The organism is Acidovorax sp. ST3, assembly GCF_003231145.1.
Classification (GTDB): domain Bacteria; phylum Pseudomonadota; class Gammaproteobacteria; order Burkholderiales; family Burkholderiaceae_C; genus Acidovorax.
Genome location: NZ_QKVP01000002.1, coordinates 576,233 through 600,678 on the forward strand (window position 1 = coordinate 576,233; position 24,446 = coordinate 600,678).

Consider the following 24,446-nt stretch of genomic DNA (forward strand, 5'->3'; position numbering starts at 1 on the left):
TCGCATGGCACAGATCCTGCAAATACGCCGACGCCAAGAGTAGAAGCGTTCAGCGGCCACCGCCCGGAAATTGCTCTTGAAGCATGCAATGGACTGACGCCACCACGGGCGCGCAGGACTGTGCGTCTTCAGGAGGCCGCTGCCCCCACCTCGCCGCCCCAGCGCCCTGTCGGTTGATTGCATGCACCCCGTTCGGAGGGGTGTGAAGCCTGGCTTTTCACTCCCCCGTGGTTATCCGCCAACGACCAGGAGTGCTCCACCATGCAACGCCGTTCCCTCATCCGCGCCACTGGCGCCGCCGCCCTGCTGTCTGCCGCACCGTTTGTGCGCGCCCAGGGCAATCTGCAAAAGTTCAAGTTCAACCTGGGCTGGAAGGTCGAGGCCTCGGGCGCGGGCTTTTTGCTGGCGCAGCAGCGCGGCTACTACAAGGATGCGGGCCTGGACGTCACCATCGACACCGGCAACGGGTCTGCCTCGGCCATCAGCCTGGTGGCGGGCGGTGCATATGACGTGGCGTCGGCCGACCTCTCGACCATGATCGAGTTCAACACCGCCAACCCGCAGTCCAAACTGGCGGCGGTCGCCATCCAGTACGACCTGAACCCCAACTCGGTCATGGTGCGCAAGGACGGCGCCATCAAGAAACCCGCCGACCTGGCGGGCAAGACCATTCTGGGCCAGCCCTTCAATGCCTCGCGCAAGCTCTTTCCTGCCTTTGCCAAGGCACAGGGCTTTGATGGCAGCGGCGTGAAATGGGAGAACGTGGCGCCCGACATTGGCGACACGCGCTTCGTCAAAGGCGACTTTGACGCAGCGGCGTACTTCTTCTTCACCGGTCTGCTCAACCTGAAGGCGCGGGGCCTGACGCCGGATCAGGTCACGGTGTTCCGCTTCTCGGACTATGGCCTCAAGTCCTACGGCAACGGGCTCATCGCCAACGCCAAGAGCATGCAAGACAACCCGGACGCCATGAAGGCCTTCGTCAAGGCCACCACACGCGGCTGGGTCGATGCGATTGCCGACCCGCGCGCCGGCGCTGCCGCCATCAAGGCCCGCGAGCCCCTGGCCCATGAGGAGATCGAGTTCGAACGCCTGCAGCTCATCTTGGACGGCACCATGAAGACCGCCGAGACACGCACCAACGGCTGGGGCGCTGCCACACCTGGGCGCCTGCAGGCCACCATCGATGAGACCGTGGCCGCCTTCGGCCTCAAGAGCAGCCTGGCGGTGGCCGACATCTGGACCGATCGCTTCCTGCCCGCAGCCGCCGACCGCAAACTCAAGGCCTGACCCGGGGAAAGCCATGGGCATCCCCCTCATCGACCTCAGCGGCGCCCTGCAGCCGGGCGCGCCGCGCAGCCCTGCCGTGATGGCCGTGGCCGCCCAACTGCGCCAAGCCTGCATGGGCGCAGGGTTCTTTTACGTGCGCCACCACGGCGTGCCGCTGGACATGATTGCGCGCCAGTTTGCCTTGACGCAGCAGTTCTTCGACCTGCCACTCGCATCCAAAGAAGCGATTTCGCTGCACCACTCACCCGCCATGCGGGGCTACGAAAGCCTGGGCGGGCAGACCCTGGACGCGAATGCGCGCCCGGACCTCAAGGAGAGCTTCTACTGCGGGCTGGACTACGCTGCCGAACATCCGTACGTGCAGCGCGGCTACCACTCCTACGGCAGCAACCAATGGCCAGAGGGGTTGCCCGAGCTGGCCACCCAGAGCCGCACCTACATCGCCGCCATGCGGCAACTGGCCCTGCGGCTGATGCAGCTGCTGGCACTCTCGCTCGACCTGCCCGAGGACTACTTCGACCACACGCACCAGAGCCCCATGCTCACGCTGCGGCTGCTGCGCTACCCGCCGCATCCAGAGGGCGCCGATGCACTCACCTTTGGCGCGGGCGAGCACACGGACTGGGGTGCCATCACCCTGCTGGCCCAGGACCACCATGGCGGTCTGGAGGTGAAGCTATCCACCGGCGAATGGGTGGCCGCCACACCCATCGAGGGCGCGCTGGTGGTGAACCTGGGCGACATGATTCCGCGCTGGACCAACGGGCTGTACCGGTCCAACCCGCATCGCGTGCGCAACGTGCACAGCGGGGGCGCACCGCGCCACTCCATTCCGTTTTTCTACACGCCCGACTACGAGGCCCAGGTGGTCCCTGTCCCCACCTGTGTGCCTGCCGGTGAGGCGCCGCGCTTTGCACCCTGCACCGTGGGCGAGCACTTGCAGGCTATGTACCGCAAGACCTACGGCCTGGGTCAGCCCACCACATCCACCACCCCGGCCAGCGCGGCGGTGATGGCATGAGGCTGTGGTTCAACCTGTTGTGCCAGGACATCGAGGCACAACTGCAGTTCTATCAAGCCCTGCTGCAGTTGCCCGAGGCTCCGGGGACGCGCTCGGCCATCTACCGGGCGGTGGAGAACGAGCATTTCCAGCTCGGCTTTAACGCCCCCGAGGCCTATGCCCTGCTGGGCCTGGCCGACCGGCAACCCGGTGCCACCTTGCCGTCACCGCGCAGCGTGACAGGCTACGCCACCTTCATGCTAGACATGCCAGATGCCGTGGACGCTGCCAGCGAGAAGGCAAAAGCTCTGGGCGGGCAGATCATCAAGCCACCCTACGCCACCTATTACGGCCAATGGCAGGCTGTGCTGGCGGACCCGGAAGACAACGTGTTCCGGGTGAGCGCTGTGGGCGTGCCCCGTAACGTTATTTGAGCCGCCCCTACCCGGCCAAACTATCGACGGCAGTGCCCGCCAAAGCATGAGCGGGGTGAACCAACGCCCACCCCTGCGCCATCCATCGCGCCTCAATAGGCCTTGAAGTTGGCCGCCACCCGCTGGTTCAGGTAGTCGCCGGCGGCAATCGCGGGGTACTTCTTGCCCGGCCCTTCGATGATGGCATCGCGGTTGGCCTGGGCAAAGAAGGCGATGCTGTAGCGCGGCCCCATGTACTCGCCGGGCAGCGGGTTCTTCACGCGGTGGAAGTTGCTGGGCAACTGGTCGTCGCTCCAGCGCATCAGCATGTCGCCGATGTTGCAGGTGATGGCCAGCTCGTCGGGCTCCACCGAGGTCCAGGCCTGGGTGTCCATCTCCTTGCCCGGGCACACCTGCAGGCCGCCCTGGCCCTGGCGCTGAAAGAGCAGGGTCAGGCAATCAAAGTCGGTATGTGCCCCGGCACGCCACAGGCCCAGGTGGGCTTGTTGCTCGGGCGGGGTCGCAAAGTAGTGCAGCAGGCGCAAGGTGCTTTGGTAGCTGACCTGCGCAGGGTCGTGCGCGCGGGCAAAGAAGGCCTCGTCAAACCCCAGCTTCCACGCAAAGCACGACAGCACCTGCATGGCCACCTGCCAGCACTGGCCTTCGAAGGCGAGCATGGTGGACTGAAAGCCCGCCAGCTCCTCGTCAGTGGGCCACAGGCCCGCCATGTTCGGGCGGGTGATCTGATACGACTCCTTCTGGTCCGGTGTGCCGGTGGAGGGGCGCACCTGCGCGCGGCTCTCCCAGCCCACGTTCAGCGCTTTCTTGAGCGGGTACTGCGCCTTCACGGCGTCGGGCAGCGCAAAGAAGCGCTCGGTCATTGCAAAGGCGTTGTGCACCTCGGCCAGGTCAATGCCGTGGTTCACGATCTGGAAAAAGCCGACATCGACGGCGGCGTCCCACAGCTGGCCGGCAATCTCTGTCTTGCGCAACGCAAAGTCGCTGAGGTCGATACGGCGGATTTCGCGGCTCGCGGTTTCCGAGCCCATCGCGCCCATGCGCGTTTCTTTTTGCAGCTCGGCGAGGTCGTAGGTGGCGGTGGTGGTCATGCAGTTCTCCTGAAGACAAGTGGAAGGAAGAAAGGCCCTCCCGCTGGGTGCTTCAAGAGTGGGTGACACCGCCTGCGGCGGCCGTCCTTTCAACCCTTGAAGCCACGATGTGCCAACGCACACCGCTGTGTGCACAGCGGGCTTCAAGAGCAATTTCCGACTGGCATCGCCCCGTGCAGGATGGCACAGGGGGCAACGCAGTGAACGCTTCTACTCTTGCCAAAAGCGATGCAAGAAGAATGCCCACGGCTCCTTGCTTGTGCGTCCACGCAGGGTGAGAGCGATTGTGCACAGCGCATCAAAAGCCATGCATACATGTCACTGATTGTGATTGGCATGCCAAATGCATAGCGCCCTGCACCACAACGGCGGGCGTGCAGACAGTCCGGCGTTGCACAACGACAGCCACCCACCCACCATCGACGGAGACACCCACACCATGCACGCGCTCATGTCTGCACCCCCAGCCAGCTTTGACGACCCCACCCCCATCAACGACACCGACGGCACCTACCTGCGCCAGGCCATCGCGTGGTCGTGCACGGCCCGCGCGCGCGGCAACCGCCCGTTTGGTGCGGTGGTCATCAGTGCCGAAGGGCGCCTGCTGGCCGAGGCTTACTGCAACACCACCGAGACCGGCGACTGCACCGGCCACGCCGAGACCAATGCCGTGCGCCAGCTCAGCCCGCGTGTGGGGCGCGATGCCCTGGCCAAGGCCACGCTGTATTCATCGGCCGAGCCCTGCGTGATGTGTGCGGGCGCCATCTTCTGGTCGGGCATTGGGCGCGTGGTGTTTGGCATTGACGCCGAGCGCCTGCGCGTATTTCGGGGCGAGCGGGCCGAGCAGCGCGACGCCGAGCTGTCGTGCCGCGATGTGTTTGCCGCCTCGCCCCACGCCATCGAATGCATCGGCCCGGCGCTGGTCGAAGAAGCCAGCGCACCCCATATCGGGTTCTGGAAAGTCTGACCCGTTGCTGCGCGGGCAGAATCTGCAGCGCACACTCTGCCATCGCCCGTCCCCCATGCCTCGCACCAAAGCCATGACCGAATCCGAAGCCGAAGCCGCCTCCGGCGCGCTGCTCAGCCGCGCCAAACAGGGGCGCGAACGCATCCTGGGCGCCATCCGCGAGGCAGCCATTGCCGAGTTCAGTCGCCATGGTTTCAAGGGGGCATCCACCAAAGCCATTGCCGAGCGCGCGGGCCTGACCAAGCCCCAGCTGCACTACTACATCAGCAGCAAGGAAGAGCTGTACGAAGAGTTGCTGTACTCGGTGCTCAACGGCTGGTCGGGCGCCTTCATTTTTGACAGCAACAGCGACGATCCCAAGAAGGTGTTGAGCAGCTACGTGCGCAAGAAGCTCGACTACGCGCTGGACAACCCGGGCCTGTCGCGCATCTTCACCACCGAGGTGCTGGGCGGTGGGCGCAACCTGGGCAAATACTGGCCCGTGGCCGTCAAGTCCACCCAGCAGAAGGTGGACCTCATCAACCGCTGGATCTCCGAAGGCCGCATGCGCGCCGTCAACCCCACACTGCTGCTCATGCAGATCTGGGGCATGACGCAGCACTACGCCGACTACGGCGTGCAGGTGCACATCATGCTGGGCCTGGCGCCCGACGAGCCCATCGACCGCGAGCCCATCGTGCGCGAACTCACCAGCTTTGTGCTGCTGGGCTGCGGCCTCGCACCAGACTAAAGCCCCGCGCCCATTTCTGGGCATGGTCTGCGCGCCAGAGGGCCTGCGGGGCGTGATGCGCACCAGCAAGCGGCGCAAATCCGTCGCGATAAGGCCACGTTGATCCACCACAAAGACGTTTGACGGCTTTTTGTGGCTGGCACAGCCTTTGCAATATTTTGACCAATCGATCAAATCACATGGTCAAACAATGCAGACAGCCCCTGACACCGCCAGCGCCACCCGCACAGAACACACGTTCGAGCTGATCCTGCAGCGCAGCCAGATGCGCTTGCCCGTTAGCCCCGGCGAGAGCATGGCCGACGTGCTGCAGCTCGCTGGCGTGCCGCTGGAAACCCTGTGCGAGCAGGGCGTGTGCGGCACCTGCGTGACCCGCTGGCTGGACGGCGAGCCCGACCACCGCGACAGCTGCCTGAGCGCAGCAGAGCAAGCCACCCACGTCGCCGTGTGCTGCGCACGCAGTCACGGGCCCACGCTCACGCTCGACCTCTGAACTTCAACAAAAAGGAAGCCCCGCCATGCGCATCCTCGTGATCTATTGCCACCCGGTAGAGACCAGCTACAACGCCGCACTGCACACCGAGGTGGTGCAGCAGCTGCGCGGCGCGGGCCATGAGGTGGACGACTGCGACCTGTACGCCGAGGGCTTCAACCCCGTGATGACCCGCGAAGAGCGCCTGGGCTACCACGAGGTGCCCAGCAACCAGTTGCCCGTGCAGGGCTATGTGGACCGCTTGCTCTGGGCCGAGGCGGTGGTGTTCTGCTTTCCCACCTGGTGCTTTGGCATGCCCGCCATGCTCAAGGGCTTTTTCGACCGCGTGCTCATGCCCGGCGTGGCCTTTGACATCAGCGACCCGCACAACGTCAAGCCCTCGCTCACGCACATCAAGCGCATCTCCGCCGTGGTCACCTACGGCCGCCCCCGCTGGACGGCCCTGTTCATGGGCGACCCGCCGCGCAAGTCCATCACCCGCTACATGCGCCTGCTCACCGGTGGCAAGGCGCGGGTGGACTACCACGCCTACTACCACATGAACGTGGCCACACCACCCCGGCTTGCGGCATTCAAGGCCCGCGTGGGCCAGGCCATGGCGCGCTTTGCATAAGACCAGTTTCTAAGGGCCACGGCATGCACGCATCCAGCACTCCCGACCATATCCTGCGCGCCCGGTTGCCGCGCTGGCTGTTGCCCGCGGCGTGGCCGCAGCAGGGCCACCAGCCCGCACTGGCCGACCTGCACCTGGCCCAGGGCCGCATCGTGCAGGTGCTGCCCCATGGCACCCAGCCAGCGCCCCACGGCACGGTGTGGGACGTGGCAGGCGCGCTGGTGCTGCCCGGCCTGGTGGATGCGCACACCCACCTGGACAAGGCCTTCACCCTGCCGCGCATGGGAGAGGTCAAACCCGGCCTGCTGGGCGCCATCGAGGCCATGATGTTGGATCGCCAGGGCTGGACCGAAGCCGACATCCACGCCCGAGCCAGCCGCGCGCTGCAATGGGCCTGCGACGCAGGCACCGTCCACCTGCGCACCCACTGCGACTGGTGGGAGCCCGACGCGCAGCCGCTGGCCTGGAACGTGTTGCATGCACTGGCCCACGACTGGGCCGACCGCATCACGCTGGAGCGCGTGAGCCTGATCCCCTTGCATCTGTACACGGACCGCAGCGCCGCCCTGCGGCTGGCGGCCACCGTGGCTGCGAGCGGCCCTGGCGCCTTGCTGGGTGGCTTTGTGCACTCTACCAACTGGGACCCGCAGGCGCTGCGCCACCTGTTGGAAGCCGCACAACACCATGGCGTGAACGTGGACCTGCATGTGGACGAAGAACTGCACCCCGGCGCCCAGGGCTTGGCGACCACCGCCGCACTGCTCAAAGAACTACGCTTTGAAGGCCATGTGGTCTGCGGCCACACCTGCGCGCTGGCCGCACAGGACGAGGCCACGGCCCTCGCCACGCTCGATGCCGTGGCACAAAGCCCCATCACCCTGGTCACGCTGCCCATCACCAACCTGCTGCTGCAGGACGCCACCACCGGCCGCACGCCGCGCCAGCGTGGTCTGACGCTGGTGAAGGAGGCCCGTGCACGCGGCATCCCGGTGATGGTCGCCAGCGACAACGTGCAAGACCCGTTCTGCCCCGTGGGCAGCTTTGACCCGCTGGAAGCCCTGGCCACGGGTGTGCTGGCGGCGCAGCTGGAGGCACCTTTCGACCAATGGAGCGAATCGCTGTGCCGCGCCGACTGGCTGTGCACCGGCCGCACTGGCACCACGGCGCTGCCGCTGCAGCCTGGCACGGTGGCTGACCTGCTGGTCTTCACGCAGGCTGACCACTGGGGCTTTCCATCGCGCACACAAGGCGCGCAGGGCCGCGTGGTGCTGCGCCAGGGCCGCGTCGCCAGCGGCCACGCACCAGCCGCCTGGCATGTGCCCACCACCCAATCCGCAAGGAGCCTCGCATGAGCACCGGATCTGTCACCGCACCTGCACCGGGCATCGCCCAGCCCCTGGCCCGCTACGCCGCATGGCGCCGCGCAGGCGACTTCATCTACCTGAGCGGGATCATTGCCGTGGACCCTGCCGCCAGCCGCATCGTGCGTGGCTACGACGACATCCCGCATGAGGCCGCCACGCTGATTGGCCGCACGGGCGAGTTCAGCAGCGACATCAAGGAGGGCCCCATCCTCGCGCAGAGCTGGTATGTGCTCGACCGCATCCGCCTGACCATCGAGGCCGCAGGCGGCCAGATGTCCGACGTGTTCAAGCTGGTGCAGTACTTCAAGAACCTGGACCACTTCCCGCAGTACAGCCGCGTGCGCAAGCTGTTCTTCCCCGGCGAGCCCCCCGCATCCACCGTGGTGGAAGTGAGCGGCATGTTGCCCACGCCCGACATCCTCATCGAGGTGGAGGCCACGGCCTACCTCCCTTTGCGCTGACAACAGCTTCCTTCACGAAAGAACCACCCATGCTGCACGGCTACAACCCGCCCCACCGCTACCTGCCCTACCTGAGCTGGACCGAGATCGCAGACCTGTCCGACAAGGAAAACACCGTCATCGTGCTGCCCACGGGCGCCACCGAGCAGCATGGCCCGCACCTGCCCTGTGCGGTGGACACGGTGATCAGCGCGGGTGTGGTGGGCCATGCGCTGGCGCGCCTGCCGGCCGATGTGCCTGCGTTCGCGATGGCCCCCATCACCTACGGCAAGTCCGAAGAGCACCTGCACTTCCCCGGCACCGTCACGTTGAGCGGCGAGACCCTGCTGGCCACCATGAACGAGGTGGGCGAGTCGGTGTACCGCGCGGGTTTTCGCAAGCTGCTGTTCGTCAACGGCCACGGCGGTCAGCCGCAGGTGATGGAGATGTGCGCACGCGAGCTGCGCCTGCGCCATGGCGACTTCATTGTGGTGCCCAGCTTCACCTGGCGTGTGCCGCATGTGGCGGGCAAGTACCTGTCCGACACCGAAAAGAAACTGGCGATGCACGCAGGCCACGCCGAGACGGCGTTGATGCTGGCGCTGGCCCCCGACACCGTGCACATGGAACGTGCGGTAGTCAACTACCCGCCCGTTTTTGACTCGCCCCTGCTCTCACCCGACGGCCGCCCGGCCTGTGCCTGGAGTGCGCGTGACTTCGGCCCCAGCGGAATCATTGGCGACCCGCTGCCCGCCACGGCCGAACAGGGGCACGCCATCCTCGACTCGCTGGCCGTGAGCTGGGCCGCCGCCATTACCGAGCTGCATCGACTGCATTGGGCACCGCGCACTGAGCCCACCTGGGGCCGCGCCAATCACACCGGCCACGTGGAGCACTCCAGCGCACTGGCCTGAAACCTGCGAACGCCACCGCAAAACCTTTTCGCCTTTCCCTTCGTTGTCCCTTCGTTCCACCTCCACCCCCTACCGGAGTACCACCATGATGAAGACCGCCTCCCGCCTTTCCAAAATTGGTGCAGCCGCGCTGCTCGCTGTTGGTGCCGTCGGCACCATGTCGGGCACTGCCCACGCGCAGGAAAAGTTCACCTACATGACCAACTGGTACGCGCAGGCCGAGCATGGCGGCTTCTACCAGGCGGTGGCCACGGGCCTGTACAAGAAGTACGGGCTGGACGTGACCATCAAGATGGGCGGCCCGCAGGTCAACATCGTGCAGATGATGGCCGCTGGCCAGGCCGAATGCGTGATGGGATCGAGCGACCTGCAGATGATCCAGATGCGTGAAGGCGGCGTGCCCGTGGTCAACGTGGCCGCGGTGTTCCAGAAGGACCCGCAGGTGCTCATCGCGCACGAGGACGTGAAGAAGTTCGAAGACCTCAAGGGCAAGACCATCCTGATCGCCTCGTCGGCCCAGCGCGGCTACTGGCCATGGCTCAAGGCCAAGTACGGCTTCACCGATTCGCAGACCCGCCCCTACACCTTCAACATCCAGCCCTTTGTGGCTGACAAGAACAGCGCCCAGCAGGGCTACCTGACCTCCGAGCCGTTTGCGATTGCCAAGGCGGGCGTCAAGGCCAACACGCTGATGTTCAGCGACCAGGGCTACCCCGCCTACGCCACCACCATCTCGTGCATGGAAAAGACGGTGAAGGACCGCAGCGCTGCCGTGGCCTCGTTCGTGAAGGCGTCGATGGAAGGATGGAAGAGCTACCTGGCCGACCCGGCACCCGCCAACGCGCTCATCAAGAAGGACAACCCCAACATGACGGACGAGCAGCTCGCCTACAGCGTGGCCAAGCTCAAGGAAATGGGCATGGCCACCGGGGGCGACGCAGCCACCATGGGCATCGGCATCATGACCGACGCGCGCGCCAAGGCCAGCTACGACTTCCTGGTGGACGCGAAGCTCATCGACCCCGCCAAGGTCAAGCTGACCGAGACCTACACCACGGCCTTCGTCAAAGACCTCAAGGTTCTGCCCTGAGCCCCGACAGCCCTGAAACAGCGGCCGGTGCGCAGCCCTCCCACGCCCGGCCGCATCCATCGAAAGGCGACCATGACATCCCCCGCTGAATCTCCACCGCTGGCACACGCCCAGGCACCGCTGCCCCATTCCACGCCCGCCGTGGAGGTGCTTTCCGCTGAAAAAACCTACCCCAATGGCACGCAGGCCCTGCTGCCGGTGGACCTGACCATTGAGGAAGGCGAATTCGTCACCCTGCTCGGCCCCTCGGGCTGCGGCAAGAGCACGCTGCTGAAAATGGTGGCGGGCCTACTGGAGCCCACCGACGGCCGCCTGCACCTGTGGCGCAAGCCCGTGGCGCAGCTGGACGAAAGCGGCAAGAAGATGGCGTTTGTCTTCCAGTCACCCACGCTCATGCCCTGGGCCAGTGTGCAGACCAATGTGCGCCTGCCGCTGGACCTGGCGGGTGTGCCACGTGCCGAGGCCGATGCGCGCGTGACCGAAGCGCTGGCGCTGGTGGGCTTGTCCAAGTTTGCCAACGCCCTGCCCCGCGCCCTGTCGGGCGGCATGCAGATGCGCGTATCGATTGCGCGCGGCCTGGTCACACAGCCCGACCTGCTGTTGATGGACGAGCCCTTTGGCGCACTCGACGAAATCACGCGCCACAAGCTCGACGCCGACCTGCTTGACTTGTGGCGCAAGAAGAAGCTCACCGTGATCTTTGTTACGCACTCGATCCACGAGGCGGTGTTCCTCTCCAGCCGCGTGGTCATGATGGCCGCACGACCTGGCCGCGTGGTCGAAGAGTTCCGCATCAACGCGCCCTACCCCCGCACGGCCGACTTCATGGTGTCGCCCGAATTCAGCCGCTACGCCAAGCTGCTGCAAGACAGCCTGCTGCGCGCCAGCGTGGACACCGAGGAGACCGTGGCATGAGCACCCCCTTCCCTTCCGCACCCATGGCGTCGCCCGTGGTCACCGGCCACCCCGCAGCCGCCCCGCGCTCGGCGCCTGCACCAGTCGCTGCAAAACCTGCCACCAAGACCACACCCAAACGCCCACCGCTCATGGCCCAGCCCCGCGTTCAGCGCGTGGTCTACCCCGTGCTGGTCGGCCTGGTGCTGATCGCACTGTGGCAGGGCCTGGTCACGGCCATGGAGCTGCCGCCCTACCTGGTGCCCTCGCCCATCCTGATGATGAAGACGCTATTCACCGACTGGGCCGCATTGGGCGGATCGCTGTGGGTCACCGTCAAGATCACGGTGCTGGCCTTTGTGGTCGCCACGGTGGCGGGCGTGCTGATCTCGTTCCTGTTTGTGCAAAGCAAACGCATCGAGACCGCGCTCTTCCCCTACGCCGTGCTGCTGCAGGTCACCCCCATCGTGGCCGTGGCACCGCTCATCATCATCTGGGTGAAGGACCCGACGGCGTCGATGGTGATCTGCGCCGCACTGGTCGCCCTGTTCCCCATTATCAGCAACACCACACTGGGCCTGCGCAGTGTGGAGCCGGATCTGCAAAGCTACTTCCAGCTCAACCGCGCCACGCGGCTGCAGACGCTGCTGCGCCTGCGCATCCCGAGCGCACTGCCCTACTTCTTCGGTGGGCTGCGCATCTCCAGCGGCCTGGCGCTCATCGGCGCCGTGGTGGCGGAGTTTGTCGCGGGCACCGGGGGCCAGGGTGCAGGGCTGGCGTACCAGATCCTGCAGGCCGGCTTTCAGCTCAACATCCCGCGCATGTTTGCTGCGCTGCTGCTGATCTCGCTCACTGGTGTCGCGCTCTTCGTGCTGATGGCATGGCTCACGCGCGTCGCCTTGGGCGGCTGGCACGCCAGCGAAACGTCGCACGACTAGACCTTTCACCCCCATCGCCAACACACCGCGCGCAGCCACTGGCGCGCGGCACGGGCTTCCTTTTGCCCCAAACGGCCACCAGCGGCCAAGGAGATACCGACATGACCACCACCGCCCAACAACTGCCCGACCTGCTGCCCGACCTGGACTGGATTGCCGACCCGCTGCGCGTGGGCCGCCTCTCGCAGGACTTTGCCTGGTTCAGCCCCGTGCTCAAGCGCGACCTGGCGGGCAAGCGCGGCGACATCGCCGTGCGCCCACGCACCGAAGCAGAAATCCGCCAGGTGGTGGCCGCCTGCGCCAGCGCGGGCATCCCCCTCACCGTGCGTGGCAGCGGCACCGGCAACTACGGCCAGAGCACACCGCTGCACGGCGGCGTGATCCTGGACCTGTCGGGCTACAACGCCTTTGGCTGGGTGCGCGGCGGGGTGGGCCGTGCGCAGTCAGGCATCCGGCTCGCAGACTTTGACGCGCAAGCCAAGCCCCACGGGCAAGAACTGCGCTGGCTGCCCAGCACCTACCGCAGCGCCACGCTGGGCGGGCTGTTTGGCGGCGGCTTTGGCGGTGCGGGCTCCATCAACCACGGCCCGCTGGCCGCGCCCGGCAACGTGCTGGCGGTGCGCGCAATGACGGTGGAGCCCGAGCCCCAAGTCATCGAACTGCGCGGCCCCGAGGCCATGCTGCTGCACCACACCTACGGCACCAACGGCATCGTGCTGGAGCTGGAAGTGGCCCTGACCCCTGCCGTGGAGTGGACCGAGTGCATCGCCACCTTCGAACAGTTTGACGCTGCGCTGGAGTTTGCCGACCGCTTTGGCAGCGCCCCCGGGCTGGAGAAAAAAGAGGTGTGTTTTGTGGCCGCACCCATCCCACAATACTTCACCAGCCTGGCCGAGCATCTGCCCCCCAATCAGCATGCCGTGCTGCTGCTGGTGGCCCCACACTCCGAGGCGGGCATGCGCGACATGGTGGCGCAGCACGGCGGCCAGGTCACCTACCGCAAGACGGCCGACGAAGTGGCCAGCAGCCACAAGACGCTGCTCGAATACACCTGGAACCACACCACCCTGCACGCGCTGAAGGTGGACAAGGGCCTGACCTATATCCAGAGCGGCTTCAACCCCATGCACCGCCTCAAGCAGGTGAAGGCGCTGGAGGCCGCGCTGAAGGGCGAGGTGATGATGCACCTGGAGTTCTTGCGCACCAAGGAGGGCGCCTTCAACTGCAGCGGCCTGCAGATCATCCGCTACACCACCGAAGAACGCCTGAACCAGATCATGCAGATCTACCGCGACCACGGCGTGCAGATCAACAACCCACATGTGTACATCGTGGAAGACGGCAAGCAGAACAACCTGGACCCGGCCGTGGTGGGCATGAAGCGCCGCTTCGACCCGCAGGGCCTGCTCAACCCGGGCAAGCTGCGCAGCTGGTACACGGCCGAACCCACAGCCCCCGTGCAGACACCTGTACGCCAAACAGCGTAGAGAAAACGGGTGGCGCGTGTCGCACCCACGGGCCTCTACCGCTTGCCTGCAGGTCATAATCAGCTACTCATTTAGTAGCAAACCATCGAAACATGCCCTGGCACGCCCGCCTTCAGCTCGACTACACGGCAGAACATAGCGCCCGCACGGTAGCCCGCTACGAGCACAACGGGCCGCTGCGCATCCTGCAAAGCCTGTACCCCGAGGGCGACGCCATCTGCCACAACGTGCTGGTGCACCCGCCCGGCGGCCTGGTGGGCGGCGACACACTGGACATCACCACCACCGTGGGCCCAGGCGCCCACGGCCTAGTCACCACGCCCGGAGCCACACGCTTCTATCGCTCCACCGGCCCGCTGGCGCTGCAACGCAGCCACCTCACCCTGGCCGAAGGCGCGCGCCTGGAATGGCTGCCGCTGGAGGCCCTGTGCTACAGCGCCTGCCACGCTGAAAACCACCTCACGCTGAACCTCGCCCCCGGCGCCGAATGCATCGCCTGGGACGTGACCGCGCTAGGCCTGCCGCACGCGGGCCAGCCGTTTGAACAAGGCCGCTTCACCCAGCACCTGGAAGTGCCCGGCCTGTGGCTGGAGCGCGGCGTCATCGACGCCGCCGACGACCGGCTGCTGAGCAGCCCCTTGGGCTTGGCGGGCCACCGCTGCATGGCCAGCATGTTCTTTGCCGCAGGCACCCCACTTGACCGGACGCGCCGCGACACCGCACTGGACGCGGCCCGTGCGGTGATGGATCAGCACCCCCAGGTCAAGGCCACCGCAGGCGCCACCAGCCCCAACGACCGCATGGTGGTGGTGCGTGTGCTGGCGCCGCAGGTGGAGCCTGCGATGAAACTGCTCAAGGCCGTGCGGGTGGTTTGGCGGGAGGTGTTGTGGGGGTTGGAGGGGGAGGCGCCCAGGATTTGGGCGATGTAGGTGGGCCGCGTGAGGCGGCGCATGTGGCCGACGACAATCCGGCTGAATTGAAAGGTGGTATGGACGCCCTTTTTGAACTTATCACGATGTTGGCGTTTCACTGGCGCATTGGAATCGCGGTACTTTTTGCGCTGATTTCAGCCGTCTTTTTGGCTACAAACATCAGCTGGTTCACAGGGTGGTACGGCGTGTTGCTCGTGATATTCAGCTTTGGCGCAGGGCTGATTTGGGAAAGCGCCCCAAGATCGCATAAAGAAGGCGGTGATGAGTGAGTCCTGGGAGACAGGTGGTTAGCCTTTCAGGTTGCCCTTGGTGACACACCTGAACGCCGTGCTGACCAGAAGCGAGAGGCAAATCTTGCAACTAGCTAAATTGGGGTCTCATTGCCACCAAAGCTGCCCAGCAGTTGCAAAGATAAGTCCCGGCAGAAAAGCAGCTCGAAAGAAGAACGGGCGCAACCGCTCGTGTAGCGCTTCTCCGCTAAATGTTTCCGAGTAGCCGCCAAGTTCAAACAGAGTAGCCCACGCGGCTAGCAATCCGCCAAACACGCTCATCAACTTGCCAAAATCCAAAGGGAGCGTCGGATGAACTTTGCCAAGTACAGCAGCGAGTACAAGGCCCACGCTTGCAAAGGCAATCGTCGATATCAGGGCTGACAGCATTCCTTTTCTTAGCTCTTGGGCATGCTTCGCAGCACTCACACGGGCATCCGCCTCCCATCCAGCGCTAGGAAACTTGCCTTCTTCAAAGGCCCGTCGTAGGTCTCGAGCCTCCAAATTGATTGCCATTCCGTGAGAGACGGCCATATCCAAATAGGTCTGATGCCTAAAAAGAAAGCATATAAAAGCTTTTGCAGCGGAGGCCCTAGCAAAAGATTCAACCGTGTTTGACATATGGCTTAACCCTGATATCAACTGTGAGCCATCAGAAATGGGCGTTAAGCCATAGCTGGCGTAGCGGGCAGCTTCAACAACCCATCCGCCTTAAACATCCCCCGAATCCCCCGCACCGCCTGCCGAATCCGCGCCTCGTTCTCGATCAGCGCGAAGCGCACGTACTCATCCCCCTGGTCGCCAAACCCAATGCCAGGCGACACGCACACCTTGGCCTTGTCCAGCAGCTGCCGCGCAAACTCCAGCGAGCCCAGCGCGCGGTAGGGCTCGGGGATGCGGGCCCAGATGTACATGCTGGCCTTGGGGCAATCTACCGCCCAGCCGGACTCGGTGAGGCCCTTGTAGAGCACGTCGCGGCGGCGCTGGTACTGGGCGGCGATGTCTTTCACGCACTGCTGGTCGCCCTCCAGCGCAGCGATGGCGGCCACCTGCAGGGGCGTGAAGGTGCCGTAGTCGTGGTAGCTCTTGATGCGCGCCAGCGCGGCCACCAGGTCGGGGTTGCCCACCATGAAGCCCACGCGCCAGCCAGCCATGTTGTAGCTTTTGCTGAGTGTGAAGAACTCCACCGCCACGTCCTTGGCGCCGGGCACTTCCATGATGCTGGGCGCGCGGTAGCCGTCGTACACGATGTCGGCGTAGGCCAGGTCATGCACCACCAGGATGTCGTGTTTCTTGGCCAGGGCGATCACGCGCTCGAAGAAGCCCAGGTCCACACACTGCGCGGTGGGGTTGCTGGGAAAGCCGAAGATCATCATCTTGGGCTTGGGGTAGCTGCCGCGGATGGCCTTTTCGAGCTCGGCAAAAAAGTCCACATCGGGCGCCACGGGCACGCTGCGGATGTCGGCACCGGCAATCACCGCGCCGTAGATGTGGATGGGGTAGCTGGGGTCGGGCACCAGCACGGTGTCGCCCCGGTCCAGCGTGGCCAGCATCAGGTGGGCCAGGCCCTCTTTGGAGCCGATGGTGACGATGGCCTCGGTGTCGGGGTTGATGTCCACCGCGTAGCGGTCCTTGTACCAGTGGCTGATGGCGCGGCGCAGGCGCGGAATGCCTTTGCTGGCGCTGTAGCCGTGGGTGTCGGGCCGCTGGGCCACTTCGGTGAGCTTGGCGACGATGTGCGGTGGTGTGGCCCCATCGGGGTTGCCCATGCTCATGTCGATGATGTCTTCGCCCCGGCGGCGGGCGGCGAGTTTAAGCTCGGCCGTGATGTTGAAGACGTAGGGAGGGAGGCGATCGATGCGCGCAAAACGGCGCTTGCCCTGCGATGCAGACATGCGGTGTGACTTTCACGTAAGCGCCCGGAACCGTCCGAGCGACGTGGCTGGCAAAAAGGCCAGCCCGCAGCCAATGTAGCGCAAGCTGCGGACAACGCTCCAGCCCTTTGTGCGCAGTGTGGCGGCAATGCCGCAGTGGGGACGAGGGCTTGCCGCCGCCTCTACGATGAACGCATGAACACCCTCCCATCCACCAACCCCACTGCCCTGCCTGCCGACCATCCCTTTGCCCAGGTGCAGGTGCTGGCCTTCGACATCTTTGGCACCGTGGTGGACTGGCACGGCAGCATTGCGCGCGAGGTGCGGGCACTCTATCCCCAGGTAGATGCCGATGCGTTTGCACTGGCGTGGCGCGCGGGCTACCAGCCCGCCATGGCGCGGGTGATGCGCGGCGAACAGGGCTGGACGCTGATCGATGCCCTGCACCGGCAGATCCTGGACGAGATCCTTCCGCGCTTTGGGCTGGCACACCTGGGCGATGCCGAGCGCCACCACCTCAACCGCGCGTGGCACAGGCTCCATGCCTGGCCCGACAGCGTGCAGGGGCTGACGCGGCTCAAGCAGCGCTACACCATCACCACGCTATCGAACGGCAACATCGGCCTGCTGACCAACATCGCCAAGCGCGCCGGGTTGCCCTGGGACTGTGTGCTGAGCGCCGAGGTGTTCAAGGCCTACAAGCCGCATCCCGACACCTACGAGGGCGTGGCGCGGGTGTTTGACCTGCCACCGCAGCAGGTGGCGCTGGTGGCCGCGCACCACGACGACCTCGCTGCTGCGCGGGGCTGCGGCCTGCGCACGGCATACATCGAACGGCCGCACGAGTTTGGCGTGGCTCAGCCCAAGGATGTGTCGCCGCAGCCGGGCAATGACCTGCATGCCCAGGACCTGAACGATCTCGCCAGCATGCTGGGGTGCTGAACGGCCTGCGGTGCGGTGTGCGCCAGTGTGTGCGCGCTTCAGTGCGCCACCAGCAGTTGCACAAACATCTGTACCTTGGCGCGGCACTCAGCGCTGATGGAGGTGAACTCCAGCCCCGCCACCCATTCGTCGCCCTCCTGCTTGAGAGTGACGACGCGGGCGTACACATCGGCCACACGGTAGTCCACCAGCGGCAGCTCGAACTCCAGCTTGATCTCGCTGTGGGGTTCCAGCGGCTCGATCAGCTCCACCAGCAGGCCGTGGTAGCCAATGTCGCGGATGGCGCCGTGCACGATGTGGGGCACCACGATCTTGTCCTGCATGCGCTGGCACAGGCAGGGCAGGCGCGCGTCCACGCGGTGGCTGCGGCGGAACTCCTGGCGGGGCACCTTGAGCTTGTGCGACGGGATGGCGATCAGCTCGCGCAGGCTGACGGGCTGCGTGCGCCCCTTGACGAACACCTGCATGGGCGCAGACGCCGACACCAGCCCCCAGCAGCGCTGGTAGGTGGAGTCGCTGATCAGCACCTGGCCGCGCAGGCTCAGCGCCTCGATGCGGGAGGCCAGGTTCACCGCCTCGCCGATCACGGTGTATTCGGAATACACGTCGGATCCAAAGCGTCCGGCCATCACGGTGCCCGTGTTCACGCCGATGCCCAGAAACACCTCGGGCAGGCGCTCGGTCAGGTGGGCAAGGTTCAGCTCGCGCATGGCGATCTGCATCTCTACCGCGCACAGCAGCGCGCGGTCCACATCGTCCTCGCGGGCCACCGGCGCTCCAAACAGCACCATGATCGAGTCACCCATGAACTTGTCGATGGTGCCCTGGTACTTGAAAACCACTTCCGACAGACGTGCCAGGCAGCGGTTGAGCGCCGCAATGACCACCGACGCAGGCTGCGAGCCCGACAGCGCCGTGAACCCGCGCAGGTCGGCCAGCAGGATGGTCACCTCGCGCGGCGCCACCTCCAGGCCGTTGGCGGCAGCGCCCTCGGGGTTCTCCATGCCGTGCAGGATGTCTGCCATCTCGGCCTGGGCCGCCTCGCCCAGGGGCTTGCCGGTTTCGCGTTCGATCAGCGCCTGCAGGCGGCGCACGGCGTCGTGGTGGAATTCTTTGTGCATGGAGGTCTGGGGCGTGGAGCGGCCGGGCTTTTGTGGGTGGGGGTAAGAACCTGTTCAAGAGGCAATGCCTGCCCTTCGCCACCCAGAATAGGCGCCGCCCCACGGCTGGTCAACCGGTGAAAACACTCCGGGCAAAACCGCGACACAAGGCGCTGGCGCGCACGACCGGTCACGTTCTACCGCAGGCGCTGACAGAGCGCCGCCCCCAAGCGGCCGACCAAAAATCAAACGTTTCTGAGCTAAAGCGCTAGATATACATGCGCTGATAGCTATAAAAAGAGGAGCAATCAAGCCCTTGAACTGGCCTCAGCCTGCAACAACCCGCTGCACCACGCTTTGGTCGATCACCCCAAATGGCGCGGGGTGGCCCTGGTCGTCCAGCGCCACCATCCGCACGCGCTCGCCAAAACGCAAAAACGGCGTGTGGGGTGCACCTTCTGCCAGCGCCTCGACCATGCGGCGCTCGGCAATACAGGACGAGCCCACGCCGGCATCAGCGTTCGACACAGTGCCCGAGCCAATGATGGTGCCCGCCGACAGCTTGCGCGTGCGTGCTGCATGGGCGATCAGCTGGCCAAAGTGGAAGTGCATGGCACCGCCGTTCGGGTGGCCAAACCATTCGCCATTGCGCTGCGTCTGTAGCCGCAGGTGCACACGGCCATCCTGCCACGCGGCGCCCAGTTCATTGGGCGTAACAGCGATGGGGGCAAAAGCCGTGGACGGCTTCGCCTGCAAGAAACCAAAGCCGCTTTTGGCCTCGCGCGGGCCAAAGGCCCGCAGGCTCCAGTCATTGATCAACACGACGAGACGCACGTACTGCAGCGCTTCCTCGGCGGCGACGCCCATGGGTGTTTCGCTCAGCACCACGCCAAACTCGCCCTCAAAGTCGATCTGGTCGTCATCGGACGGCAGGGCCACATCGTCATGCGGTCCCAGAAAGTCGTCGGCCGCGCCTTGGTACATCAGCGGAATGGTCTCGAAGTCCGCCACCGGCGGCACCTTGAAGGCGCGCTCCATGAGGTGGCCGTGGTTCAAGAACGCCGAGCCATCGAGCCACTGCCAGGTGCGCGGCAGTGGCGCCATGCAACGGGGCGCGTCGAAGGGCATACCCCCAAGGGCCGCAGGAGCGTTGACTGTCCGGGCCAACTCTTGCAAACCCGCTTCCGCGGTGCTCCAGCGCTCCATGGCATCGAGCAGCGTGGGGGCAACGGTGCAGGCGTCGATACAGCGGCGCGCGTCGTCCGAAACAACCACCAGGCGGCCATCACGCTGGCCGTTGCGCAGGGTGGCAAGTTTCATAGTGTCACCCCTGCCGCAGGTTGCAGCGGCAGCAGGGGGTCGAAGATGGCCACGGCCCGTGTCCAACCTGCCGAGGCACCCCGCACCTTGACGGGAAAGCACGAGATGTAGAAGCCGCAGGCGGGCAGCGCCTCCAGGTTGTGCAGTTTCTCCAGATGGCAGTAGCCGATATCGCGCCCGGCCTTGTGGCCCTCCCAGATCAGCGATGCATCACCGCTTTCGGCATAGCGCTGCGCGGTGTAGGCAAAGGGGGCGTCCCAGCTCCAGGCGTCGGTGCCCGTCAGGCGCACGCCACGCTCCAGCAGGTACATGGTGGCCTCGTAACCCATGCCGCAGCCTGCACGTGTGTAGCCGGACGTGCCGTAGGCGCTGCCGGCGCGGGTGTTGACCACCACGATCTCCAGCGGCTGCAGTGTGTGGCCGATGCGTGCCAGCTCGGCCGCCACGTCGGCGGCCTTCACCACGTAACCGTCGGGCAGGTGGCGAAAGTCCAGTTTCACACCGGGCTGAAAGCACCAGTTCAAATCCACCTCGTCGATGGACAGCGCGCGCTGGCCGCCGTCCATCGTGGACGCGAAGTGGTACGGCGCATCCAGGTGCGTGCCGTTGTGGGTGTTGAGCTGAACCTCCTCCACGGCCCACGACTCACCGTCCGGCAGGTCTTCCTTCTGCAGGCCTGGAAAGAACTGCGCCAGGTCCGCAAAGCTCATCTGGTGGTCGATGTAGTTGATGCGCGGGCCCAGACCCGGCGGGTCGGAGACAACATCGTTTTCAAGGTGCATCGAGATATCGACGATGCGGCGAGCGGGCGTGGCGGTCATGGGAGGCATCGGGTGCAAAGGAGGAAACAAAGCGCTCAGGATTCGGCGGTAAAGCCGGTCTGTTTGATGAGGCCACGCCATTGGTCGGCATCGGCCTTGAGCATCTGCGCCAGTTGGGCTGCGGTCGAAGAGCGGACCTCCAGACCGTACTGCTTGCCATAGTCCACCACCTCAGGATGCACCAACGCGCTTTGCAGTGCTTGCGACGCGCGCTTGACGGTATCGGCAGACGCCTTGCCGGGCAGGAAGAAGCCATACCACTCGCTGACCTTGAGGGGGTAGCCCAGCTCCGTCAGCGTGGGCACCTGCGGCAGGAACGGCGAGCGCTTGGCACCTGCGATGGCCAGCACGCGCAATTTGCCACCCTTGCTGTGCTGCAGGTAGTCGCCAATCGGGCCCCAGAACGCGGGGATCTGACCGCCCAGCAGGTCTTGCATGCCGGGCACGGTGCCCCTGTAGGCGATGTGACGCATGTCGATCTTGGTGAACTGGCCCAGCAGCACGCCCACCATGTGCGGCATGGAGCCTGCGCCGGGGCTGCCGTAGTTGGCGTTGTTGGGGTTGGCCTGCAGCCACGCCAGAAAGTCGGCCAGCGTTCGCACGTTGTCAGGCACGCCGGGACCGACGGCCAGGCCGTGGTCGAACATCGCGCCCAACGACACGGGCGCCACATCGTCCAGCGTGTAGCGCAGCTTGGGGTAGGTGTAGGGGTAGATGGACAGCATGGACGACGGCGTGATGAGCAGGCTGGTGCCATCGGCCGGGCTGTCTCGCAGGTTGAGGATGCCAATCTGCCCGCCCGCACCCGGCTTGTTATCCACCATCACGGCACCGGCGTACTGTCCTCGCATGCGGTCACCCACCCTGCGGGCCAGCGCGTCGGCCGTCCCCCCGGCAGGAAATCCCGAGATGATGCGCGCCACGTCGGGCATGGCGTCCTTGCCGGTCTGCGCCCAGGCAGCGGGAGCAACGCCCAGGGTGGGCAACAGGGCAGCAGAGAGCTGGGTGAAGCGGCGGCGGGTGATCATGTTGTTTGTCTCCAGTAGGTATGGGGCGGTATGCAGCACAAGCCACACAAGCCCTGTGCGACAGGACCTGCAGCGGATGGCATGCAAAAATTATACGAACGTACAAATCCAAAAATGACTGGGGTTTGTACGAGTGTTCAACAAATTTATACAACCGTATAAACCAGCCTATGCCCAAATCCACCCTCACCAAAAAAGCAGCGGCTGCAGCGCCCGCAGCCTTGGCGGCCAAAGCCCCGGCACCGGCCCGCAAGCGCACTGCCGCCCGCAGCGCCACCACCGAAGAAGAACTGGCCCCCAACCGCCAGGCCAACATCCTGCAGGCGGCCGAGCGGCTGTTTGCCACGCGCGGTTTTCATGGCGTGTCGATCCGCGACATTGCGGACGAGGCCGGTGTGCCGCTGGCGCTGGTGGGCTACTACTACGGCCCCAAGCTCTCGCTGTACCACGCCATCTTCCGTGCGCATGCGGGCTACATCGATGTGCGGCTCAAGTCGCTGGCAGATGCCCAGCAGAAGGCACCGCCCGGCCAGTTGCTGGAAGAGATCGTGAAAGCCTTTGTGCTACCCGTGCTGGAGGTGGCCAGCCAGCCCGCAGGCCACCACTTTCTGCGGCTGCTTTCGCGCGGCATGAACGACCACCTGGAAGAAGACGAGCCCATCATCCGCGAGCTGTTCGACCCGCTGGCCCATGCCTTCATCGACGCCATTGCAGCCGCCCTGCCCCAGGCCACACGCAGCCAGGCCGCGTGGTGCTACCAGTTTGCGCTCGGCGCGCTGCTGCACCACGTGAACGACCAGCGCATCGAGCGCCTGTCGTACGGCCAGAACCAGCCCGGCGACGAAGCCACGGCCGGGCCACTGCTGGTGCGGTTTATTGCGCAAGGCATGCGCGGCGCCTGTGAGGGCCCGGTGCACTGATGCGTTAGCGCTGACGCGCCCACCACCACTCGCCCCACCCACAGCACTGCCGCGCGAGCGCCGCATGCACAGCACTGCCACGCCCATTTTTCTCGTCCAAGCCCACCGCAATCCACGGTGGCTTGGGCCCTGCGCCGCCGCCCCACCCATGGCGTTGGCGCGGCAGACCGGCGCACGCTGAGCGCCGCGCCCCCAGCGCGCACAAAGCGCTGACAGCCTTCCCCCGTTGAACTGGTTTCTCGGAACAGCCCTGGCTGCGCCGTGGGCCGGTTCGTCCCTAGCCCACCCTTCACTCCATTGAAAGACACCATGACACACCGCACCTCCCGCGCTTCGCCATCCGCCTACGCCCCAGCCCGCCAGCGCTGGTCCCGAACCCTGGGCACTGCAGCCGCCCTGTCGGCTGCCACGCTCGCCGCACAGGCCCAACCCGCTGCAGGCCCTGGGCTGCAGCTGTACGGCCTGGTCGATGCCGCAGTGGGCCGCTTTGCGGGCCCCGCTGCAGGCGTCAACGCGCAAGACCGCGCCATCACCAAGCTGGAGGGTGGCGGCATGTCCACCAGCCACTGGGGCGTGCGTGGCACCGAAGACCTCGGCGGTGGGCTGTCGGCGCAGTTCGAGCTGTCATCCTTTGTGCGCAACGACTCGGGCGCCACCGGTCGCAGCGACGCGTTGCCCGCTCCGGTGAATGTGGCGGCCGACCCGGTGTTCTCGCGTGCCGCCTGGGTGGGCGTGTCGCACCGCGACTGGGGCCGTGTGCGGCTGGGCAACGTCACGTCGCTGTTGTTCCTGAACTCCATCACTTCCAACGCGTTCGGCGACTCCACCGTGTTGGGGCCACTGAACCTGGTCACCTTCATCGGCAGCTCGCTCACGGGTGGCACGGCGTGGGCCAACTCGGTGGTGTACGACAGCCCCAGCATTGCAGGCTTTAACGCCTCGGTGGCACACGCCATCTCTGAAGGCCAAGGCGGTGGCAACAGCGCTGCGCGCTTGGCCTATGCCCAAGGCCCTTGGGCCACATCGCTGGCCTGGCAGAGCGTGAAGAAAAACCCCGGTACCTTTGCCGACGGCACCTCGCCCAACGACACACGCGCCTGGCAGCTGGCGGCGTCGTACGACTTCGAGGTGGTCAGGCTGTTTGCCCACCTGGGCCGCATCGACAACCGGGGCACGGCCGCTGCGCCGCTCAACCTGTCGTATCGGGTGTGGGATGTGAGCGCCGCTGTGCCCGTGGGTGCAGGCCGTGTGCTGGCGGGCTACGCGGTGCGCCGCACCAGCGACACCGTGGGCCCCGTGCCTGCCACGGTGGCGGGCGGCAATGTGGAACGCAAGGTGTTCACCCTGGGGTACGACCATTTCCTGTCCAAGCGCACGGACCTGTATGCCATGGTGATGCGCGACAGCACCCAGACCCGAACATTGCCTGCCCCACCCTCTGTGGTCAGCGCACAGGGCACCACCTTGGCCCTGGGAGTGCGCCACAGGTTCTGAGTGG

The 24,446-nt window shown here is 65.6% G+C and carries 26 protein-coding genes; 19 read left to right on the forward strand and 7 right to left on the reverse strand.

The genetic code is table 11. The annotated features are described in order from the left end of the window. Positions 1–261: 261 nt before the first annotated feature. The 3 genes from DNK89_RS07485 to DNK89_RS07495 are packed head-to-tail and all read left to right on the forward strand — an operon-like array spanning position 262 to position 2,724. The gene (locus DNK89_RS07485; protein ID WP_110959551.1) at positions 262–1,290 is read left to right on the forward strand and encodes an ABC transporter substrate-binding protein; all 1,029 of its coding nucleotides are present in this window, start codon (positions 262–264) and stop codon (positions 1,288–1,290) included. A gap of 13 nt (positions 1,291–1,303) precedes the next feature. Continuing rightward, positions 1,304–2,311: an isopenicillin N synthase family oxygenase gene (locus DNK89_RS07490; RefSeq protein ID WP_110959552.1), complete on the forward strand. Its 1,008-nt coding sequence runs from the start codon at positions 1,304–1,306 to the stop codon at positions 2,309–2,311. Then, complete coding sequence (locus DNK89_RS07495; RefSeq protein ID WP_110959553.1) at positions 2,308–2,724, forward strand: VOC family protein; 417 nt, start codon at positions 2,308–2,310, stop codon at positions 2,722–2,724. The genes DNK89_RS07490 and DNK89_RS07495 overlap by 4 nt, the downstream gene beginning before the upstream one ends. 92 nt (positions 2,725–2,816) lie before the next feature. Here the strand turns inward: DNK89_RS07495 and DNK89_RS07500 are convergent, their stop codons facing one another. Beyond that, positions 2,817–3,812, reverse strand: a complete 996-nt coding sequence (locus DNK89_RS07500; protein WP_110959554.1) for an isopenicillin N synthase family oxygenase — start codon at positions 3,810–3,812, stop codon at positions 2,817–2,819. Between the two features lie 451 nt (positions 3,813–4,263). On the opposite strand from DNK89_RS07500, the gene DNK89_RS07505 reads away from it, so the two are divergent. The 13 genes from DNK89_RS07505 (at position 4,264) to DNK89_RS07565 (ending at position 14,943) form a co-directional block, all read left to right on the forward strand. Next, positions 4,264–4,779 carry a nucleoside deaminase gene (locus DNK89_RS07505; RefSeq protein ID WP_369750496.1) on the forward strand — a complete coding sequence of 172 codons (516 nt, stop codon included), beginning with the start codon at positions 4,264–4,266 and terminating at the stop codon, positions 4,777–4,779. Positions 4,780–4,852: 73 nt separating this feature from the next. Further along, positions 4,853–5,509: a TetR/AcrR family transcriptional regulator gene (locus tag DNK89_RS07510; protein ID WP_110959840.1), complete on the forward strand. Its 657-nt coding sequence runs from the start codon at positions 4,853–4,855 to the stop codon at positions 5,507–5,509. 190 nt (positions 5,510–5,699) lie between these two features. Continuing rightward, complete coding sequence (locus DNK89_RS07515) at positions 5,700–6,002, forward strand: 2Fe-2S iron-sulfur cluster binding domain-containing protein (protein WP_110959555.1); 303 nt, start codon at positions 5,700–5,702, stop codon at positions 6,000–6,002. Positions 6,003–6,027: 25 nt separating this feature from the next. Next, entirely contained in the window at positions 6,028–6,615 is a 588-nt protein-coding gene (locus tag DNK89_RS07520; RefSeq protein WP_044398955.1) for an NAD(P)H-dependent oxidoreductase, read from the forward strand. A 23-nt stretch (positions 6,616–6,638) separates the two neighbouring features. Then, on the forward strand, positions 6,639–7,967 hold the full coding sequence (locus tag DNK89_RS07525; RefSeq protein ID WP_110959556.1) for an amidohydrolase family protein: 1,329 nt from the start codon (positions 6,639–6,641) through the stop codon (positions 7,965–7,967). Then, positions 7,964–8,440, forward strand: coding sequence for a RidA family protein (locus DNK89_RS07530; protein WP_110959557.1), 477 nt, complete (start codon positions 7,964–7,966; stop codon positions 8,438–8,440). Before DNK89_RS07525 ends, DNK89_RS07530 begins: the two co-directional genes overlap by 4 nt. Before the next feature lie 29 nt (positions 8,441–8,469). Then, positions 8,470–9,333 (forward strand): creatininase family protein, encoded by an 864-nt coding sequence (locus DNK89_RS07535; protein WP_110959558.1) that lies wholly within the window; start codon positions 8,470–8,472, stop codon positions 9,331–9,333. A gap of 85 nt (positions 9,334–9,418) precedes the next feature. Then, entirely contained in the window at positions 9,419–10,423 is a 1,005-nt protein-coding gene (locus tag DNK89_RS07540; protein ID WP_110959559.1) for an ABC transporter substrate-binding protein, read from the forward strand. Between the two features lie 72 nt (positions 10,424–10,495). After that, positions 10,496–11,338 carry an ABC transporter ATP-binding protein gene (locus DNK89_RS07545; RefSeq protein WP_238990719.1) on the forward strand — a complete coding sequence of 281 codons (843 nt, stop codon included), beginning with the start codon at positions 10,496–10,498 and terminating at the stop codon, positions 11,336–11,338. A 131-nt stretch (positions 11,339–11,469) separates the two neighbouring features. Then, positions 11,470–12,255 carry an ABC transporter permease gene (locus tag DNK89_RS07550; protein WP_043566071.1) on the forward strand — a complete coding sequence of 262 codons (786 nt, stop codon included), beginning with the start codon at positions 11,470–11,472 and terminating at the stop codon, positions 12,253–12,255. 101 nt (positions 12,256–12,356) lie between these two features. Continuing rightward, a complete protein-coding gene (locus tag DNK89_RS07555; protein WP_110959560.1) occupies positions 12,357–13,742 on the forward strand; it encodes an FAD-binding oxidoreductase in 1,386 nt (461 codons plus the stop codon). Positions 13,743–13,834: 92 nt separating this feature from the next. Next, positions 13,835–14,671 (forward strand): urease accessory protein UreD, encoded by an 837-nt coding sequence (locus DNK89_RS07560; RefSeq protein ID WP_110959561.1) that lies wholly within the window; start codon positions 13,835–13,837, stop codon positions 14,669–14,671. Between the two features lie 23 nt (positions 14,672–14,694). Further along, positions 14,695–14,943 carry a hypothetical protein gene (locus DNK89_RS07565; RefSeq protein ID WP_153064252.1) on the forward strand — a complete coding sequence of 83 codons (249 nt, stop codon included), beginning with the start codon at positions 14,695–14,697 and terminating at the stop codon, positions 14,941–14,943. A gap of 108 nt (positions 14,944–15,051) precedes the next feature. On the opposite strand, the gene DNK89_RS24200 is transcribed toward DNK89_RS07565, so the two are convergent. Together DNK89_RS24200 and alaC are read right to left on the reverse strand one after the other, a co-directional pair. After that, positions 15,052–15,564 (reverse strand): hypothetical protein, encoded by a 513-nt coding sequence (locus DNK89_RS24200; protein WP_153064253.1) that lies wholly within the window; start codon positions 15,562–15,564, stop codon positions 15,052–15,054. A 44-nt stretch (positions 15,565–15,608) separates the two neighbouring features. Continuing rightward, complete coding sequence (gene alaC / locus DNK89_RS07570) at positions 15,609–16,838, reverse strand: alanine transaminase (protein WP_110959563.1); 1,230 nt, start codon at positions 16,836–16,838, stop codon at positions 15,609–15,611. A gap of 174 nt (positions 16,839–17,012) precedes the next feature. Between alaC and DNK89_RS07575 the strand changes: the two genes are divergently transcribed. Further along, complete coding sequence (locus DNK89_RS07575; RefSeq protein ID WP_110959564.1) at positions 17,013–17,759, forward strand: haloacid dehalogenase type II; 747 nt, start codon at positions 17,013–17,015, stop codon at positions 17,757–17,759. Positions 17,760–17,797: 38 nt separating this feature from the next. On the opposite strand, the gene DNK89_RS07580 is transcribed toward DNK89_RS07575, so the two are convergent. The 4 genes from DNK89_RS07580 to DNK89_RS07595 all read right to left on the reverse strand — a co-directional run bounded on the left by DNK89_RS07580 (position 17,798) and on the right by DNK89_RS07595 (position 22,028). After that, a complete protein-coding gene (locus DNK89_RS07580) occupies positions 17,798–18,880 on the reverse strand; it encodes an adenylate/guanylate cyclase domain-containing protein (RefSeq protein ID WP_015012826.1) in 1,083 nt (360 codons plus the stop codon). 306 nt (positions 18,881–19,186) lie between these two features. After that, entirely contained in the window at positions 19,187–20,179 is a 993-nt protein-coding gene (locus tag DNK89_RS07585; protein WP_110959565.1) for a fumarylacetoacetate hydrolase family protein, read from the reverse strand. After that, complete coding sequence (locus DNK89_RS07590; RefSeq protein ID WP_238990720.1) at positions 20,176–21,000, reverse strand: cyclase family protein; 825 nt, start codon at positions 20,998–21,000, stop codon at positions 20,176–20,178. Before DNK89_RS07590 ends, DNK89_RS07585 begins: the two co-directional genes overlap by 4 nt. Before the next feature lie 35 nt (positions 21,001–21,035). Then, the gene (locus DNK89_RS07595) at positions 21,036–22,028 is read right to left on the reverse strand and encodes a tripartite tricarboxylate transporter substrate-binding protein (protein ID WP_110959566.1); all 993 of its coding nucleotides are present in this window, start codon (positions 22,026–22,028) and stop codon (positions 21,036–21,038) included. Between the two features lie 170 nt (positions 22,029–22,198). Here DNK89_RS07595 and DNK89_RS07600 point away from each other — a divergent pair, with 170 nt between their 5' ends. Together DNK89_RS07600 and DNK89_RS07605 are read left to right on the forward strand one after the other, a co-directional pair. Next, complete coding sequence (locus DNK89_RS07600; protein ID WP_110959567.1) at positions 22,199–22,948, forward strand: TetR/AcrR family transcriptional regulator; 750 nt, start codon at positions 22,199–22,201, stop codon at positions 22,946–22,948. Between the two features lie 309 nt (positions 22,949–23,257). After that, complete coding sequence (locus DNK89_RS07605) at positions 23,258–24,442, forward strand: porin (RefSeq protein WP_110959568.1); 1,185 nt, start codon at positions 23,258–23,260, stop codon at positions 24,440–24,442. Positions 24,443–24,446 lie beyond the last annotated feature (4 nt).